The following is a 16,323-nucleotide window of genomic DNA, read 5'->3' as shown; positions in this document are numbered from 1 at the left end:
AATCGACTTGACTGAAAAATAAAGAGGATGATAACAATATTTTCAATGATTTATAATTACCAGCAAGATGAAGTGATCATTTCACCAATCAAACGGGCACTTTGACAACCCAAACAACCATAGTGAAGGTTTAAGCGTTTTGAGTGGTATTCAATCGAATAACTTCTTATAGGGTAGAAAGCCTCAAAATTTTGAATGTAAAGTATTAAAGGTTTGAATTGTCTCATAGAGACTGCAGGATGGGATTTTAAATGGAAAATAGAAGATCAATTCAGAATTCGAAATTAAAATATCCACAAAGCTTATAAAGCTAGCTAGGTGTATTAGCTCCATTAAAGGATAGTGACATCACCTTAATAATAAGGGGGAGGTTGTTTATTAATCAGTGAGGGTATAAGTTCTCTTCAAGATTTCACTCTTGTCCAAACCTCTCATCATATAGAAAAGTGGGGGCATACATGATGGCTCAATTTAGAGCGAACCTAAGTAACATTGAAAACTTGCCACGGTAAATTATTTGCCTACAAGTTATAGATAAATAGAAAATACAACAGCTAAGCTGTACATAAAATTGACTCTACGTCTTGCCTTCTTCTAATTTCTTTTGAAGATCTGCTACTTTCTGGCGAAGCTTTCTCTCTTCTTCTTCTGCTGCCAACATTTTCTTAATCTTGCCGCCAATATCCTTTGATTGATAATCATCATACCAATACGAGACGGTAAATAGTGCAATGACAGAAGCTAACGCTGATACCAAGGCGTAGATAAATACGAAATAGGAAAAGTAATAAAATACTAGAGTGGCCGTATTAAGATTCCCCCCCACAATGTAACCAATATATGGTCATATGGCAGCGTTATTTCATAAGCTTTATTAATGAGAGCCAAAAGTATAGAAACGATTTGGAGGAATATAAAATGCGCAAATGTCGCGTTAACTTCCATAAACGGAGACGCATCTTCGTCTTCAGAAGTTCCTGCAATAGTCGCTTTAAAGTGTTCATCACCAATGGCTACCCACATTGCAAACCCCCCAAGAGTAAAGCCAAGGAGGTTCGGCATGATACTTAATACAGAATCCCACCAACCCACTTTAGACCAATGAGGATAAAGTACGGCTGCTAAAAGCACCGAAGCATAAAAGTAGCCACTCGTAAAAATGGCTTTAAAGCCACCATAAGAGGACCAATACTTCTTAAACATGTTAGTGGGGTTCTCAGACATAATTCCTACTAAATCCATTCGAGCACGCGTTTCTTTATGTTCTCAGCAATTCTAATCAACTCATCATAAGTGCTAGAAACTGCTGGATCGTAAAAGTTGTCTTCTACTAGAGCGTGTTCTTTTGTGTTAAATTCTTCTTTCTTACCAGATTCATTGTACCTTTTCAGATTAACCTCACCATTTTTAGCAGCAACTTTAGCTTCAAGTTTGGTGATTTCATCCAATAAAAGCTCTTGTTCACGAGTCGATTTCAAAATACGCTCTTCACTAATTGCGTTTATTTTCGAGAGTCGTTTTTTAACTTTCTCTTCAGCTTTCTTTAAGGTATCAGGGTTAGGCATGCTAGTGACCATTCTTAAGTATTTGATACCTGATAACGAAAGTACATTGTCGATCGCGTCCGTTTCAGGAACTACGGTCACGTTAACATCTCCGTATTTATCAGTGAATTTAGGACTATTGAAGATAGAATCAAATAGCTTTTGAGCATAGTTGGGGCTAAACCCCTGACCTTCGTAGAGAGACTCAAAAATCATTAAATGACAATCTGGGTAGAAAATAAAACTAAATCTCGACATATTCGGTTTTAAATGATCTGGTAAAGATTTAATTTTTAGTAAATCTTTTTCTGTAGCAACCTCTTGTGAGGTTATGTCATACCAGTCTGCGTCTTTATCTATATGCGTGTACTTAACAATCTCACCAAGAATAGGTCCATCTTTTATAGACTTATCCTGCCTGTTTATATGAACAACAGTAGCATAGGTATCACCACGTAATTTGATTGCAAGGTCAGTTTTTTTTAAATCAAAGAACATGTTTATATAGTTCTCTGGTGAGTGAGGATGACTAACAATATTTAATGCTGAATATGACAGTTTTTTCATTGATGTAACCTTATTAAACAGTGAGGTGTGCTATTTGTTGCATTACTCTAATCTATGAAAGATACATTAAAAAGACAGTACTGCTTAAATTATGTTCTAGATCATATATCTACACACACTCAATAATCCTCTTGCTTACTATAGTACTGTTTGCATGTACAGTAAAGTTCAGAGTTAGACTTTCACCCCGTATTACTATACGGGGCGTACTCAGCCCACCACTAGAGTGCTTTTCCTAGCGTCTTTAACGTTCTTTCCCAATGCTGTCTAACAGACGTGTATTTCTTTGTGGAGAAAGAGTAGACCACGTTATTGAACATGATTTGCACGTCTGAGTTACCTGAGAACTCTTTTTTGACGAAGTTAATGCCTTGTTGTGATTTGGGTATCCAATAGGCACGTCCAGAAGAGCATCGCTGAATAAAGTTAACCCATTGGTACTGAACTTTCATTTTGGTGGTTTGACCCTCATCAATACAGAAACGTCCATGGCCGGCAAAAGCGACAACCGATGGGTTATTGTGATTTGAAACGAAGCGAACATAGTAGTTGTCATCTTCTCTGGACCTTACATAGTGAGCTAGGCCATCAACGGTCCAGTAATCTTGATCATCTGGTTTAATTAAGTCGGCATGCGCTAGATGTGAAGCCAATGACAAAAGCAGGAATGCATACTTAAACATCTCATTTTCCCTTATAGATGTGGTTGATTTATTGATTTCGAAAATGTTCTACAGGAAAGGGATTTAAATATCAAACCAATTGCATTAAATCATTGATCACCTAAAGCTTGTAAGATCTAGGAGTAGGGGAGTATGACAATGACGCACCAAGCTCAACGCTTCTCCTCCTCAGTTTTCGTCGTCGTCGCTTATTCACTGGTGCTGTTATTGTGTTCGGGTAGGTGAAGCATGGAAGGGTAAGCTTGCTCGGCACTCGCTAAGCTTAGATGTAATATGTCCTCGTCCATGTCGCATTCGATTGTGCATTCACTAAGACACTGTCAGAGGCTTGGCAGGACGAAGGTTATTTTTCCTTTATCAAGTGATGTGCACTGACCGCGCCGCCCACCAATGAAGCCATTGTAAAGTGAGTCGAGCGGCTTGGTGTTTCGCTTGCACTTCGTGCATTGCTTATCCCTGCGGGGCTTTAAATCGAGACTTAACGAGTCTGGCCGTCTCCCCAAGGACCCACATAGTGAAGTCATAGAAAAGTAATGCAGCGGTCACGCCAGCAAAGCTATAAAAGAAGAACGATTCAATAATGAACTCAATTTCTGCTTCAGTAAAAGTAATGGTTTCCATAAGAGATCCTCAAAAGAGTTTGATTTCAGGTGAGCCAGACTGAGAGCCGCGCTCTATCGGCTCTCTCAGAACGGGTTTACAAAAGACATTAAGACTGGCCGCTTGCTTAGTCAGTTTTAAAAAGCAGTCATCGTAGTGAATAAATTGAATGTCATTGGCGGTCAGGAACGAGTCATTAAGGTGATAAGTACCTAACGGTGTCACAGCCTCCAATGTGACAAAGAAATCAAAGCCCTTATCACTGCGTTTGGTGGAATGGCCTGTGTAGTACAGTGATTGAATGTCATAAATGCCGAGCATATTGCGAAGCATAGTTAAACGAGCATCTGGATTAAGGGCACCACCGTCAGGCGAATTCCGATCCCCACCATTAGATACAGAAGAATTACTTTGAGCACTCGCTTCACTAGACTCATCAGCTTGCGCGGAAACGGAATCCGAAGACTGAACCGCTTGCGTTTGCGTATCTTCCTCAGAATGACGATTAACCAAACCGGATATCGCATAAATTAAATACCCCAAACCAAAAATGATAACCAAGCAGACCGCCAGAAACTTAGGGCTGCGAAAAAGAGTGTTCATCTGACCGGATGATTGCGCTTTTCCGGTACTTGTAGACTTGTACAAAAGGAACGCATCAAGCGGAATTTTTTGCGTGGTTAAGTTCGAGTGCGAGCCTTTAGGAATGGACGGTGTTGTGACCGTCTTGTCATGTCGGAAGATGTAAGGCTTACGCTTCGCCCAGAAGTAACCATCACGCCCTTTGTGGAAGAAGCATTCCTCAGCACAGGCTTTGATACCAGAGTCAATTTGCTTCCAATCAGGAGAAAGGAGTTCAATATCCCAGTTGTAGTGACGATGACGCATGAACCCCTCATTAAAGGTGAACGGATAAATAATCCGGCCTTGTTCGTCATACTCAGCATGGCCACAATCATCAATATCACACGGGTCTAACTCCTCCATGTTGACCGGCACATAGCGAGAGTTGAAAAAATCCTCATATCCCTCAGGCAAGAGAGGAAGGAATTCTTGAAGCGGTCTATACCGTATCTTTTTGATATCAAAGCCAACCTTTGGAGAATAGATATCCTGACACTCATCAATAACAATCAGAGCCCCCAGAGGAGCCCAGCAAAAGAAGTATTGCCACAGCTCCAACCCCCGCTCATTTTTGCTCGATATGCGAATTAATTTGCTGGTTGAAGGGAACTTGATATCAAGGCGTTGTTCCATGATATGAAGTGGTGCCATGCCTTGAATGTTCGTCACCACCACGCGACCCGCTTTCAATGCCTTCAAGACCGTAAAGTAAGCTACATAAGAAGATTTATACGCGCCATTGGCGCCCGTTCTGATACGTATGGCCATAGAGTTACATCCTCGATATCTTCATGACAAAGCCAGTCGCGAGAAAGTTGAAATAAACGTTAATTGCTTGAGGTATCTTGAAAAGAAATGCGTAGTAACGAAGCTCTCCAGGCAAAGCGTTGAAAGCGGAAATAATGAACTCAGCAAAGCCGATTTCATTGAGTAAGAACTCAGCCGTCCGATAAGACATTTCAATGTATTTAATGAGCATGTAGAGACGAATCTTTACATACCAAGCGTTGAGATAAATGAAGATTTGCTCGAACCAGTTTGGCGCATTGGAAAAGAAATCAATCACCGTCTGACCAGCATCACCAAGACCTTGAAGAAGAGATAAAATAAATTCCATATCAGTTACCTAGCTGACGAACGCCAGCAACGATGGCGACAAAAAGGATCGCTGTCGCAATCCAATGGGAGACACTTACCAATGCAGGAAATACGGCAGACATACCTGTTATCGTCTGACCGCTTGCAATGGTGAATTGAGTCGAATGGTTGTTAAACTCACCGTTCTTTAGTCTGGATTCATCAAGACTAAAGACGTTCTTAAACTGCTTTACCTTCTCATCGTATTGCGCTTCCAGCTCCTTTGTCTCAGCTTCTAGCTCCTCGATAGCACTAGGCTGATACAAAGGCATATCACCAAAGTCGATTTCGCCTTCTGGTGCACGATGCTCGTAATCACCCTCAGAGAGTGCGTCTTTAATGTCATTCAGGCCAGTGCGCAGACCGTTAACCGCATCCTTCACATCGTTATTGCTGCCAAACATGGTGGCACTGTTATATATCGCATTAGTGAGGTCATTGCGTACCCCTGAGATGGTGTTGTTGAGTGAACTGGTTTGGTTATTAATTGTCGATTCAAGACCACTAATCTCACCTTTAATCGTGCCCTGAAGTGAGCCAATTTCAGCGTTGATACTGTCTAATGTGTCGGTGTAATCGCGTGATGAAATGCCGTCTATCTTCTGGTTGATTTGATGAAGGTTCGTTGCAGCACTGCTAGTATTGGTCGCAATCGTACTGACCTTGGTATTGATACTGTCCATCTTGCTGGCAATAGAATTGGAATTAGACTGAATGGTGTTCAATGCCGCATCCATATCAGCAAAGTGTTCAGTGCGAAGCTGCTCTAATTTATCAAACGTTTGTTGGCTCCAACTGGCCGATTCAAGGCTGACACGTGACAGTATTTTATTATCAGACACCTCATAGCTGTGACTCATGGCCGCATCCCAAACCGCCTTTAAACTGGCGGGCATATTGGAATCATTCCCTCCATCATCACCACCGCCATTGTCACCATCACCGCCACCGTTATCAGGGTCAGGAAAATTACCACCTGGCACCACACCATCATTATCAGGACAAGGCTCCCCGTTGGTAACAAAATCACCATGACAACTGTCGTTACCAACAAGACAGAGAGAAATGTCCTTCAACACAGATTTACAAGAATTGGAGCAAATATAAGGGTTGTCACCGTATTTACTGTAAATCCAATTAACACTGTTATTCTCGATGCCAATAGGACAAGAAGCCTTGGCGGGAATGGAGATAAGCAAGGCAACCATCAGAGACAGGACAACGAGAAGAGTATTGATTGCGCTGCGCATAGAAGAACCCAGAAGAAAAACGCCCCCGAATCAGGAGGCGTTAACACCAGAAGTAAAGCCAAATAAGAACGCTAGAAAAATTGAAATGGCGATAAGAATCGTCATTACGTCCGATATAAGGCTAACCACGTGCAAGCCCTATTAACGCATGCTAGAAGTAATACGACCCAAACCAAAGCCAAGAGCGGTAAGCGTAATGATACCGATAACTACAATCTCATAGTTGGCCTTACCCGCTGCAATCGCTTGATTCAGTGCGGCAGTGACTGGGTTCTCGTTTGCAAATGCTGACGCAGAAGCGACAAGCATACCTGCTCCAAGCGCCGCTTTTTTAGAGTATTTTTTAACTGTATTAAAGTATTTCATAGTGAGATTTCCGTTGTTAGTGAGTAATTTAGGGCTATTTACGCCCCATAGTTTTTACGATTCGTCCCAACACATGACCCGCTACAAATGACAGTAATAATTGGCCTGACAGCTGCACATAAAGGTCAGAATCGATAGTGAGTGACCCTGAGGTAGTCAGCGTTAGTTCTTTGACTTCCTCAGCGGTCAAAATCATGTAATCGCACAGATTCGGTGAACTGATGAAGTAGCCGCTATGTTCGATTACACACTTAGCCATGCGTTAAGCCTTGCCACTAACGGGCTTGATATCGACAACAATGTTTCGTGCCGGATTCTGAGGGTCAGCATCAAGATGAAGCTCACACGTCATTGGAAATTGCGTTTCCAGCTCCTTAAATGCAGCGACCAGAGACGGGTTAGGGTTCATGGCAATTTGCTTTTGCACCAACCCGACAGGCTTACATTCGCCTTTCTCTGATTTCCAGCCCTCATTAGGGGCGAGGTAGTTCACCTGCGCGAAGTTGTAAGGACGGTCATCCTTTTTGGATAGACCTTGAGAGTGTTCACAACCGATGACAACAACTGTTAATGGCATAATATTTCTCCAGTTTTTTCTAGATGGAAGTCCCGACCGACTGGAAAGTTAATGCGGTCGGGGATGTCTGTTAATTCGAGGCCCTTGGTGAGGGTTTCGAGTATGTGTGCATCGTCGTCGTACAGTTGGCGCATGGCATTGACCAGCTTCCCGTACTGAACGCGAGCGTGTTTGACCGCATTTTCGAACGAGGTCATAAACTGAATCTTGGTGGTTGAAATCCGAATGGGTTCGACGTCATCCATCAAAGAGGCAAGGGCAGGGTAAGCACCGGCAAAGTAGGGGTCAGGTTCAATCAAAATATCGAGAGGAATGACCCTGTAACGATTGCCTATCTGGACTTCAAAGCGGTTCCAGTTTGGGTACTCTTCACACTTCATTTGCGCGGCTTTGTCATAAGCACGGAAAACCTTGCCGTTCTCACGAGCCCCCACATAGAAGGTATGACCCGCATCAGGGACAAGGCCGCATTTCTTACGGTCTTCTTTGCTCATGCCTTTACCACCCCAGAACTCGCCCCAACTTGGTGGCGTACCACGAGTAATGAACTCGCCATCAATGTATTTCTGTTTGATATCGTTAATGGATACGTTGCCTTGAAGGTCATCCAGTGCCAAATCAACGCGCGTCAGTTTGGCGCCCACCATTTGTTTCAGTGCCTTGTGTAACGCTTCCATGTTAATGGCCTCACAGCCTTTCCCTGAAAACGACACGTAGTAACCAAAGTTGGCCGCACCCCAAGCCACCAATCCGGCCTGAGTGCCATTGCAAAGTAACTTTGCAGAATAGCGATATCCTGAAAAACCACCTCGACGTTCTAATGTCCAGACATTGGACTTTTCATAGCTGATTTCATTTTCAAGCAGCTCAAGAAACGATTCGATTTCCCCGTGGCACAGCGTGTCGAGCATATCGATACCAATATTGGAGATAAGATGCTGGTAACACTGGTTAAATGACACATCGGTGTTGACCACCAAATCTGCCTCGACCAGTTCCTTATCCAGCGCAGCAAAGTACAAATCACGATTAGCGAAGTTTTCCGACTCAACACAGCCTAAGACCTGAGCCAAGTTTTCCGCAAAGTGCATGATTTGGGTTTGCTCACGATGCTTGATAGCCACTGCGTTCTGAGACTCAAACTCATTGATTTGCTCAAGGCAGAAACGTTGTTTGGCCATTTTCTTACAGCGCTCTAAAAGGAGCGGGGAGCCGGAAAAGCTCACGTAATCAATCACCGTTCTATTCATCACGAAAGATCCTATCAAAAGCGCCATTGGCACGAAGTTCAGGCTCGTTTTCGTGTGTAATTTCAATCAGTTCACGGTCTGACTCACACGCATAGAGATACATTTCGTGTTTGGTTTTGAAGTATTCCGGCATGCCATCAATCGAGCACCAAAAGCCATCAGCGTGGTGCTCAAAGTACACGGGATTTTTACGAGTGGGTTTTGATGCGAAGCTCATAAGCAATGCCTAACACGGTTCAGTACAGGAATTTCTGTATTAGTTAATACAATAATCTCTGTACTGTCCATACAGGAATTTCAGTACTAATAAGCTAGAATGATCACAATTGGGACTCATAGGGAGTTTAGAAATGTACACAGAAAAGCTCATCGATGCTTATAAAGAGCACATGAATTACGTCCAATATAAGCAAGTCGCATCTGATTTGGGTATTAGTGTTCAAATGCTTACAGAAATAAGAAAAGGCCGTGCATTTCTTAAAGAAAATCTGGCACTTATGATTGCGGACACCATTGGTGAAGAGCAAGAAACGGTGTTAATCGGTTTGGCCGCAGATAAAGCGAAGACGCCACAGGAGCAAGCGCTGTGGGCGAACATTGCAAAAAAGTTTAACGGGCGTGGTTTACAAGGATTATCAATGGCTTGCGGAGGCTTGATGTTGTGGATTGGCAGCCCTAACGAAGCCCTAGCTAAGTGCGCATTATGTATATTATGTTAAATTAAATGCTAATCTACGTGAAATCTGACTCTTTTATTGCCATTACTCCTCTCTTTTTGAAATCCATTCAACATAATTGGATTTACCATAAAATACCTAATATACAACTTAACCATCTATCGATGATTAAGTTGTATATTACGAATCTTCTTAAATTCATTACTTGATGTGGTCACGCGCAAAGCTGTTTAACTCTGAAATGGATCGGATGACGTGTAGAGATTTGTTTGTCGAAATGGATTCTAACCTATGCATGAACTTGTCATTCCAAAACTTTGGGCTGAGATTTAAGAATCGATAACTTTGGATTGTGCCATTCCAGATTGAGCTTCCATCTGGCCAACCTTCAGGTTTAACTATTAACCCTTTTAAAAGCCGCTTGGTGACTAGCCAATAACTCGTGATGTACGGAAGATCGATGTAAACCAAGGTGTCAGCTTCATCTAGTCTTTGGTTGAACGACTCTATTGGCCCAAGTCCGTCTATTATCCAACTTTCGGTTTCGAGGATATTGTTATGGGCTTCTTTGAACGTTTCTGCATCAATCTGCTCACCATTTTTCTTGTAGACGATCGAATCAAGTTGATGCAATTCAATGCCTGTCTCGCGTGCCAATTGTTTGCTCAGCGTTGATTTTCCGCTTCCTGGCTTGCCGAAAACTGCGATTTTCTTCATGTTACCTCCCTATTGTAGGACTGACCCCACGAGGCAGATACAGAAAACCCACCTCGATTCGGTGGGTTTTAAAAATCTAACGCGTACTGATTCCCACCATTCCTACGGAATGATGATAATTCGGTTTGAGTGGCGTTTAAGATCTCTATTCATACTTTCATCCTCGTATACACTCTGAGCAATGTCAATGTGTTCGTTATTCAAAAATTAAGCTTTGTCTAAAGGTCCAAAACTACTTTGATACAAGCCCGAGAAGGTTTCTAATATTAGGCTTTGCTCGCTACACATTGCTTTATATGATGAAGCGTAAGCCCCCTCTGCTATTTTTCTAAGTAACTTGGCGCCGTCACAAGGGGTATATAAATTATTTGAACATTCGACTAACTCTTTTCCAGAGGAATGGTAGTCTGTCTTTAGACCGCTTTCTTGAGGAAGAATGACATAGTTGACACCAAACTCTTGAGCTATTGATATTGAACCTTTTCCTTCAGCTAAAACTAGGTTAACTTTCTTTATCAGGTAGTTATTTACACTAGCCGGCAATCTACCTACTGTTACAAATAGAGCCCTATTTGAAGGACTGTTGAGAGTTTCAATCAAATCAGGGCTATCAATAGAGATAGAATCATAAGAGCCCAAATCAGGGATGTGTTTGTCTCCCACAACAAGTACAACAGCTTTATTACTCAAGTTTTCGAATGCGTAGTGTTGTGTTTCAATCAGATCTTGACGATGTTCTGCTGGTACCTGATGGTAACCATAGTTGTAAACCAGATAAAGTTGATCGTTATTCAGTATCGAGTTAAGTCCATGCTGGATAGCTTGAGGTAACTCAGACTCTTTTATCGCATTGTCGGAAATCAGTGTTCGATAAATTGCGTTGTCATCTATGCCACACGGGTAGTCTTTTTCTTTGCCATTTTCATAAATTGTACGCTTATCGGGCTTGTGATCCTTATCCCTCATGTGTACCTCAATAACCTCACCGGAATCATAGTCTGCAACCTGTGCATAAGAATCCCTTGCACCAGACAATAATAGGGTTTTACCTCGATGAGTTCTTTCATCGATAAGCCTTTCAAAGTCAAACGACTGCTGTTCCCAGTCAGGGCAAAGCTTTTTAAACTTATCTTGTGCGGTATCTTTACCTTCTTGAGTGAGAACGAAAGTAAAAGTGCCTTCAAGTGGGTATTCGGAATAGTTTTCAAATAACCCTGTCTTTTCTGGGCCGTGGGTATCATCGGACATTGTGTAAACTACCGCTTGACCTTCACTAAATGCTGTTAGCGCCTCACCTAGCTCAGACGCATTGGTTGGACAACCTTCAATGTTAGATGCGAGCTTAAGTACGGTTTGATTTTTTGCGTTTTTCTGGACTATGGCCCCTTCACCGCCAAACTCTTGATAAAACGATTGTAGTTGACTGTCTATTTTGTAGTCGTCTTTCCATTTGGCTTTGAAGCTCACCGTCTGAGTAAAGCCCGTACTTTCCTCGTCATCGTCCGTGAGGATTATAAATCTTGGTGGCTTATTGAAGTAACTTTTGAATTCATTAATGGCTCTAAGGTTAATTCCTTGCTCACCAAAGTTAGGGGAGTTTGGAAAAAAGAAAATAAAGTTGTCAAACTTTGTACAGTATTGGCGTAGCTGTTCCTCTTTCGTGATTGGGAGGATCAATACAGGAACATTGTCAGGAATAGAATGACTCTGCATGACATTAACCATGGTTTCACTAAGCTGATGTTGTTTGAATTGACCCCATATATCGCCAAATGGGTGAACGGCTTTAAACTGCTTTAAAGGGGGCCATACTTCAGCGCCCTGCTCTGTTTCAGGTCGTTTCTCTAATGCTGACGTTCTTGCGGCAACAATGTCGTCCATTTCCAGTTTAAGTGCGTGTTCGTCGAGCCATTGAGTGGTCACCGCATCTAGCTGATCTTGGCTAAGTTTTTCCAAGCGATATAGAAAATGTTGATCGGGTGCTGGTGCATCTTCTCGTTTATATGGCAGCAAGACACTCGTTAACTGGTTTGGCGATAACAGATCGTCATTCAGTTTCGAGGCTTCAGATAAGGTTGCCTGAAACGTTGAACGCCCTTCTCCCGCTATACGATATTCACGGCTTAGCTTTCCACTAATGAAGTGATAAAAGTAGCCCTCTGTCGGAAACGCCAGTTTACTCTCGTTTGCTTTTATCGCTAACTTTACCGGTATAAATTCGGCGTTAATGTGTTTGGTACCTTTTGGTTTAGGTATAACGTCGAAGCAAGTCGTATGATGTTTGGCAAAGAGTTCATGGTGAAGCACCTTTTCTTCATTTTGAAAGCAATGAGCTGTCAGAACACTTTCTTTCTCTGGTGTTTCCTCCTTTCCCCATTGTGACACTGGCGCTTCAAGCTCAGTGCGCCCCAAAGACCATTGTCCAGTCTGGAGAGAGTTTAGCTCCTCGCTCGTGCAATGGATTTTTACGTTGATTTCATATTCTGGTTCAGGATCAGGCGTCTCTTGTACTGGCTGTTGAGGTTGGGCATTGGCGCCATCTTGCTCTTCTTCAATTGGGGCGTACCCCGCTCTCACGAATTTTTTATTATTCTCGTACTGCATGCTAATTAGCCTATGATGTTGTGGTTATTTATTGTTGTAATATTTCTTTTATCAGGCGGTTAACGTCCTTGCTTGATTAAATCGGGTTAAATGCCTGTACTTCTGATTTCTCGTAGTTCGTCTCTTAGTCTTAACTGATTGTTGCACTTGGCAAGTTCTTTAAGGTGGGTGATTTTCGCTTGATAAAGCGGCATGCGCTCCGCAGTGATCTTAGAACAGATTGCCCCGAGCTCTGAGTTAGCCAACTTCATGAGCTCAGAACGCATAGGGCCTTTACAGAATTTCTTGATGGTGTTTTTGAGGACAACTAACTCGCCAGTCGCGATTTGTTGAGGTGAGCTTTTAGCAATAATTGCAGCTGCTTCATTTTCCATATTTGTCTCCCTGACAATAGGTTTAAAGAAGCATTATTCTCATATCAAAATGATTGAATATAAAATGAAAAAGTCTAAAAAGAAGTAATGATGTCGCTAACCCTATATATAGCCAGCGTTTATAGCCAATTTGAAGTTTATCTAAATGGCTCACTAACGCTGGCTTTGAACCGCTTTATGTGATCTTGGTTACGGTATGTAAAGCCTTGGATTGGCCGTTCCCCAAACGGTATAAAGCTCTGGGAATATCAATTCAGCATGTTCTTCCATTTCTCCGACACTGATTTGTGCATTCGCTTGTTGGCCAAACAGTGTGACTTCTTGTCCCGTAATTACACCTTTAACATCAGTAACATCTACCATCGTCGTGTTCATCGATGTTTTCCCTACAACCGGAGCACGTTGCCCATTCACTATGACATGGGCTCGGTTACCCATTTTTCTCGGGTAACCATCAGAGTACCCTACGGGTAAATTGGCCAATACACTGTCACGTTTGGTCACGTAGCTACTGTCATAGCCGACGGTAGAATTGGCAGGAACATTGTGTAAAGACGCGACTCGAGTTTTGAAACTAACAATTGAGGGATATTCCGGGTTAGTTGGCAGATCGCCATACAGTACCCCGCCGGGTCTCACCATATCCAGTTGCGCTTCAGGAACGTTCAATGCCGTATAAGAGTTTGATACATGGAGTAATACATCATCCCTATTCAAGTTAGCGTTTTCGATCAGCCATGCTGAGCTTTGATTGAAATCTGCGAGTTTGCTTCTCACTTCGTCAGCATCATAATTTGGGAAATGCGTCATGATGCCCACGATATCGATGCCTTGGTGCTTCGCAATATCAAGTGCTTCTTGCTTACCTTTTTCGGTACTCATATCAATCCCATTTCGAGACATGCCGCCATCATTCAACGCTAAATGGACTTTGATTGTTTTGTCTGTGCTTAGAGATTTGATCTGATTCGCCTGCTCCAAGCTGCCGATAAGCTCTTCAATATCAAGATCCATGGCTTGTTCAATTTCCTGAATGTCAGCAGATCGAACACGAACTAACTGGCCTTCAAACCCACTATCTCGAACAGTCCTCGCCTCAGCATTACTTGCGATTGCGATGCAAGGGACATTGAGCTCAAGAATGGTCGGCATTAAGCCGCGTATTCCATTGCCATAGGCATCGGCCTTCATCACCACACAAAGCTTTGTTTGACTGCTGAGATGGGAGCGAAACTGTGCCATGTTTTGTTTGAATTGACCTAGGCTAATCTCAAGCCATGCGTTCGATTGCTGTACTTGATTCATTGCTGGCGGCGTGTCAGGCAACGCTATAGGTGCAGCGATGGAGCCCATTGGAAATAGTGCAGATGCGACTGCAAGTGAAACCAGTGTTGCGCGGAAAACCATAAAACCTCCCTATTCCAGACCGTATTCGTCTGACTCACTAATCCAATTTGAATTTACCCATCGCTTGCTGGAGCGAGGCGGACAGGCGGCTGAGCTCCTGACAACCCTGTGCAGTGCTTTCAGAGCCAGCAGAAACAGATTGAGCAGACATGTTAATACTCTCAATATTTGAACTGAGCTCTTCAGCCACACTATCCTGCTGATTACACGCGCTGGCTATTTGCGTTCCCATGTCAGCTATTTCTGAGATGAAGCCACGAATCGCGGTCATAAGTTCTTGAGACTGATTACCTTGCTCTACGCACGTTTCGATTTGCTGACGCGAACGGTCGGTTGTCTCTTTTGCCTGGCTGGCAATAGCCTGAAGTTTCTCGATGATGGCGGTGATTTCACTTGTGGAGGCCTGTGTACGCCCGGCGAGTGTACGAACTTCGTCAGCTACAACAGCAAAACCTCGTCCAGATTCACCCGCTCGTGCTGCCTCAATAGCGGCGTTTAGTGCGAGCAGGTTGGTTTGATCGGCAATGTCTCGGATCACATCAACAATGGTATTAACCTGGTTCGATTGTTGTTCAAGCTCGGCAACACTCTCACCCGCTTCGCCCATGATCTGTGCGACATTTTGAATTGAACCGACCATTGCTTTGGTATTGCGTGCCCCTTCCTGAACTTTGCCATTCGCGTCATTGGCTTTTTCAGCAGAGACCTCTGTGGTTTGAGCTACATTTGCCACAGAGGATTTCATTTCCCCCATCGCCGTCGCAACGTGGGTGACCTGTGATTGCTGATCTTGCATTTCACGCGCTGACTTGTTCGATGTATGCGTCATGTCATCGACTGCGCGCCCGAGCTCGCGAACCACTGTGACGCTCTGGTTGATTAAGTCTCTGAGGTTGCTTTGCATTCGGGTCGAAGCATCAGCTAGCTCACCTAACTCATCGTTACCGATCGCTGAGCGATCCAGTGTTCTAGACAGATCACCCTCTGCGATTGCATTGGCTTGCTTAACAACGACAACTAAAGGACCGCATATAATTCGGGTCAGAAACATCGTCATAATAACCATGACGGCGACAATCAAAACATTGATGATCATTGCTGAACGGCTTAAGCCATCGACTGACGATAAAATCGCTTCCCGATTGCTGTTCATTGCACCTTTGAGAATGTCGACCAATATATTAATGTCAGCCTCGATGCTCTCAAACTCACCGAGTGAGTTAGCCAATATGGGGTAAGCGGTTTCTTTGTCCATGTTGGACATGGCTTGATTGAATGAGTCCATCGTCGCCAGATAACCTTGCCACTTCTTATCTAGTCGCTTGAAGGTTTGTTCTTCTTCACCAGGCCAAACGGTCTTTCCGTAGGCGCTGAGCCCTTTATTAATTTCCTGACGAATGTTCTCGTTGCTTGAAATGGTGGATTGAACTTTTGCAGGATCACTCATCGCAAAGGCGGCAAACTGAGCTCTTCGCCATAACGACATCTGGTCTCGAATAGAGTCGACTTTCTCGACAGCAGGCAGTGTATCGTCGGTATAGTTGAGGAGTTCGGCTTTAATGTTCCTTAGTTCACTCAGCATTAAAAAGCCGAAGCCCAAATTCATTGCGGCGATAACGACAAACGCTAAGGCAATTTTTTTGCCGATCGAAAGGTTCTTCACATGCATACGTTAGGTACCTTACATCTAAGTTAAGAGTGCCCTGTGTATGACATCCTTCTCTCTTCAAGGACTTTGCGGTACACGCACTCTTTATTCAGCACGAGTACAGCCAGTCACAGCTGAATGCTCATACTGTTTTAATACTCAATAAAGATAGGCAAGGATAATGTGAATAGCGAGTAGCAATAGACAATGCTTATGAAAAGATAGTGATTAGAACAAATTTAGTGACGTTGTCACTAATGGTTTTGAGAAATTGAATAATGATAAAAGTAACAGATTT

At 43.1% G+C, this 16,323-nt stretch carries 19 protein-coding genes; 1 reads left to right on the top strand and 18 read right to left on the bottom strand.

All coding sequences use genetic code 11. The features are described 5' to 3' along the window. Positions 1–577: 577 nt before the first annotated feature. The 13 genes from CTT30_RS07775 to CTT30_RS07715 all read right to left on the bottom strand — a co-directional run bounded on the left by CTT30_RS07775 (position 578) and on the right by CTT30_RS07715 (position 8,815). Positions 578–826, bottom strand: a complete 249-nt coding sequence (locus CTT30_RS07775) for a hypothetical protein (RefSeq protein ID WP_255906442.1) — start codon at positions 824–826, stop codon at positions 578–580. Beyond that, entirely contained in the window at positions 796–1,224 is a 429-nt protein-coding gene (locus tag CTT30_RS07770; RefSeq protein ID WP_255906441.1) for a hypothetical protein, read from the bottom strand. The genes CTT30_RS07775 and CTT30_RS07770 overlap by 31 nt, the downstream gene beginning before the upstream one ends. Positions 1,225–1,232: 8 nt before the next feature. After that, a complete protein-coding gene (locus tag CTT30_RS07765; protein ID WP_252036570.1) occupies positions 1,233–2,111 on the bottom strand; it encodes a DUF4747 family protein in 879 nt (292 codons plus the stop codon). Between the two features lie 221 nt (positions 2,112–2,332). Continuing rightward, positions 2,333–2,794: a hypothetical protein gene (locus tag CTT30_RS07760; RefSeq protein ID WP_252036569.1), complete on the bottom strand. Its 462-nt coding sequence runs from the start codon at positions 2,792–2,794 to the stop codon at positions 2,333–2,335. Between the two features lie 450 nt (positions 2,795–3,244). Beyond that, complete coding sequence (locus CTT30_RS07755; protein WP_252036568.1) at positions 3,245–3,415, bottom strand: hypothetical protein; 171 nt, start codon at positions 3,413–3,415, stop codon at positions 3,245–3,247. 9 nt (positions 3,416–3,424) lie between these two features. Then, positions 3,425–4,786, bottom strand: a complete 1,362-nt coding sequence (locus CTT30_RS07750; protein ID WP_252036567.1) for a zonular occludens toxin domain-containing protein — start codon at positions 4,784–4,786, stop codon at positions 3,425–3,427. Between the two features lie 4 nt (positions 4,787–4,790). Then, complete coding sequence (locus CTT30_RS07745; RefSeq protein ID WP_252036566.1) at positions 4,791–5,135, bottom strand: DUF2523 family protein; 345 nt, start codon at positions 5,133–5,135, stop codon at positions 4,791–4,793. A 1-nt stretch (position 5,136) separates the two neighbouring features. Beyond that, entirely contained in the window at positions 5,137–6,405 is a 1,269-nt protein-coding gene (locus CTT30_RS07740; RefSeq protein WP_252036565.1) for a hypothetical protein, read from the bottom strand. A 141-nt stretch (positions 6,406–6,546) separates the two neighbouring features. Next, positions 6,547–6,771, bottom strand: a complete 225-nt coding sequence (locus CTT30_RS07735) for a hypothetical protein (RefSeq protein WP_252036564.1) — start codon at positions 6,769–6,771, stop codon at positions 6,547–6,549. Between the two features lie 34 nt (positions 6,772–6,805). Further along, the gene (locus CTT30_RS07730) at positions 6,806–7,030 is read right to left on the bottom strand and encodes a hypothetical protein (protein WP_019278125.1); all 225 of its coding nucleotides are present in this window, start codon (positions 7,028–7,030) and stop codon (positions 6,806–6,808) included. A 3-nt stretch (positions 7,031–7,033) separates the two neighbouring features. Beyond that, on the bottom strand, positions 7,034–7,348 hold the full coding sequence (locus tag CTT30_RS07725) for a CTX-RstB family phage integration protein (RefSeq protein ID WP_095562279.1): 315 nt from the start codon (positions 7,346–7,348) through the stop codon (positions 7,034–7,036). Then, positions 7,339–8,598: a replication initiation factor domain-containing protein gene (locus CTT30_RS07720; protein WP_252036624.1), complete on the bottom strand. Its 1,260-nt coding sequence runs from the start codon at positions 8,596–8,598 to the stop codon at positions 7,339–7,341. Before CTT30_RS07720 ends, CTT30_RS07725 begins: the two co-directional genes overlap by 10 nt. Further along, positions 8,591–8,815, bottom strand: coding sequence for a hypothetical protein (locus CTT30_RS07715; protein ID WP_252036563.1), 225 nt, complete (start codon positions 8,813–8,815; stop codon positions 8,591–8,593). Before CTT30_RS07715 ends, CTT30_RS07720 begins: the two co-directional genes overlap by 8 nt. Positions 8,816–8,948: 133 nt before the next feature. On the opposite strand from CTT30_RS07715, the gene CTT30_RS07710 reads away from it, so the two are divergent. Beyond that, entirely contained in the window at positions 8,949–9,317 is a 369-nt protein-coding gene (locus CTT30_RS07710) for a DUF3693 domain-containing protein (protein WP_252036562.1), read from the top strand. Between the two features lie 159 nt (positions 9,318–9,476). On the opposite strand, the gene CTT30_RS07705 is transcribed toward CTT30_RS07710, so the two are convergent. From CTT30_RS07705 to CTT30_RS07685, 5 genes are all read right to left on the bottom strand, one after another. After that, positions 9,477–9,992, bottom strand: coding sequence for a P-loop NTPase family protein (locus CTT30_RS07705; protein WP_252036561.1), 516 nt, complete (start codon positions 9,990–9,992; stop codon positions 9,477–9,479). Between the two features lie 207 nt (positions 9,993–10,199). Beyond that, entirely contained in the window at positions 10,200–12,596 is a 2,397-nt protein-coding gene (locus CTT30_RS07700; protein WP_252036560.1) for a hypothetical protein, read from the bottom strand. Between the two features lie 86 nt (positions 12,597–12,682). Further along, positions 12,683–12,970, bottom strand: a complete 288-nt coding sequence (locus CTT30_RS07695) for a hypothetical protein (protein ID WP_252036559.1) — start codon at positions 12,968–12,970, stop codon at positions 12,683–12,685. Between the two features lie 189 nt (positions 12,971–13,159). Further along, positions 13,160–14,377, bottom strand: coding sequence for an alanine racemase (alr, locus tag CTT30_RS07690; RefSeq protein WP_172857298.1), 1,218 nt, complete (start codon positions 14,375–14,377; stop codon positions 13,160–13,162). A 37-nt stretch (positions 14,378–14,414) separates the two neighbouring features. Further along, positions 14,415–16,046: a methyl-accepting chemotaxis protein gene (locus CTT30_RS07685; RefSeq protein ID WP_252036558.1), complete on the bottom strand. Its 1,632-nt coding sequence runs from the start codon at positions 16,044–16,046 to the stop codon at positions 14,415–14,417. Positions 16,047–16,323 lie beyond the last annotated feature (277 nt).

Source organism: Vibrio coralliilyticus, assembly GCF_024449095.1.
In the GTDB taxonomy this organism is placed as follows: Bacteria; Pseudomonadota; Gammaproteobacteria; order Enterobacterales; family Vibrionaceae; genus Vibrio; species Vibrio coralliilyticus_A.
Note: the sequence above shows the minus strand (reverse complement) of the source record. Positions and strands in the feature narration are given on the sequence as shown.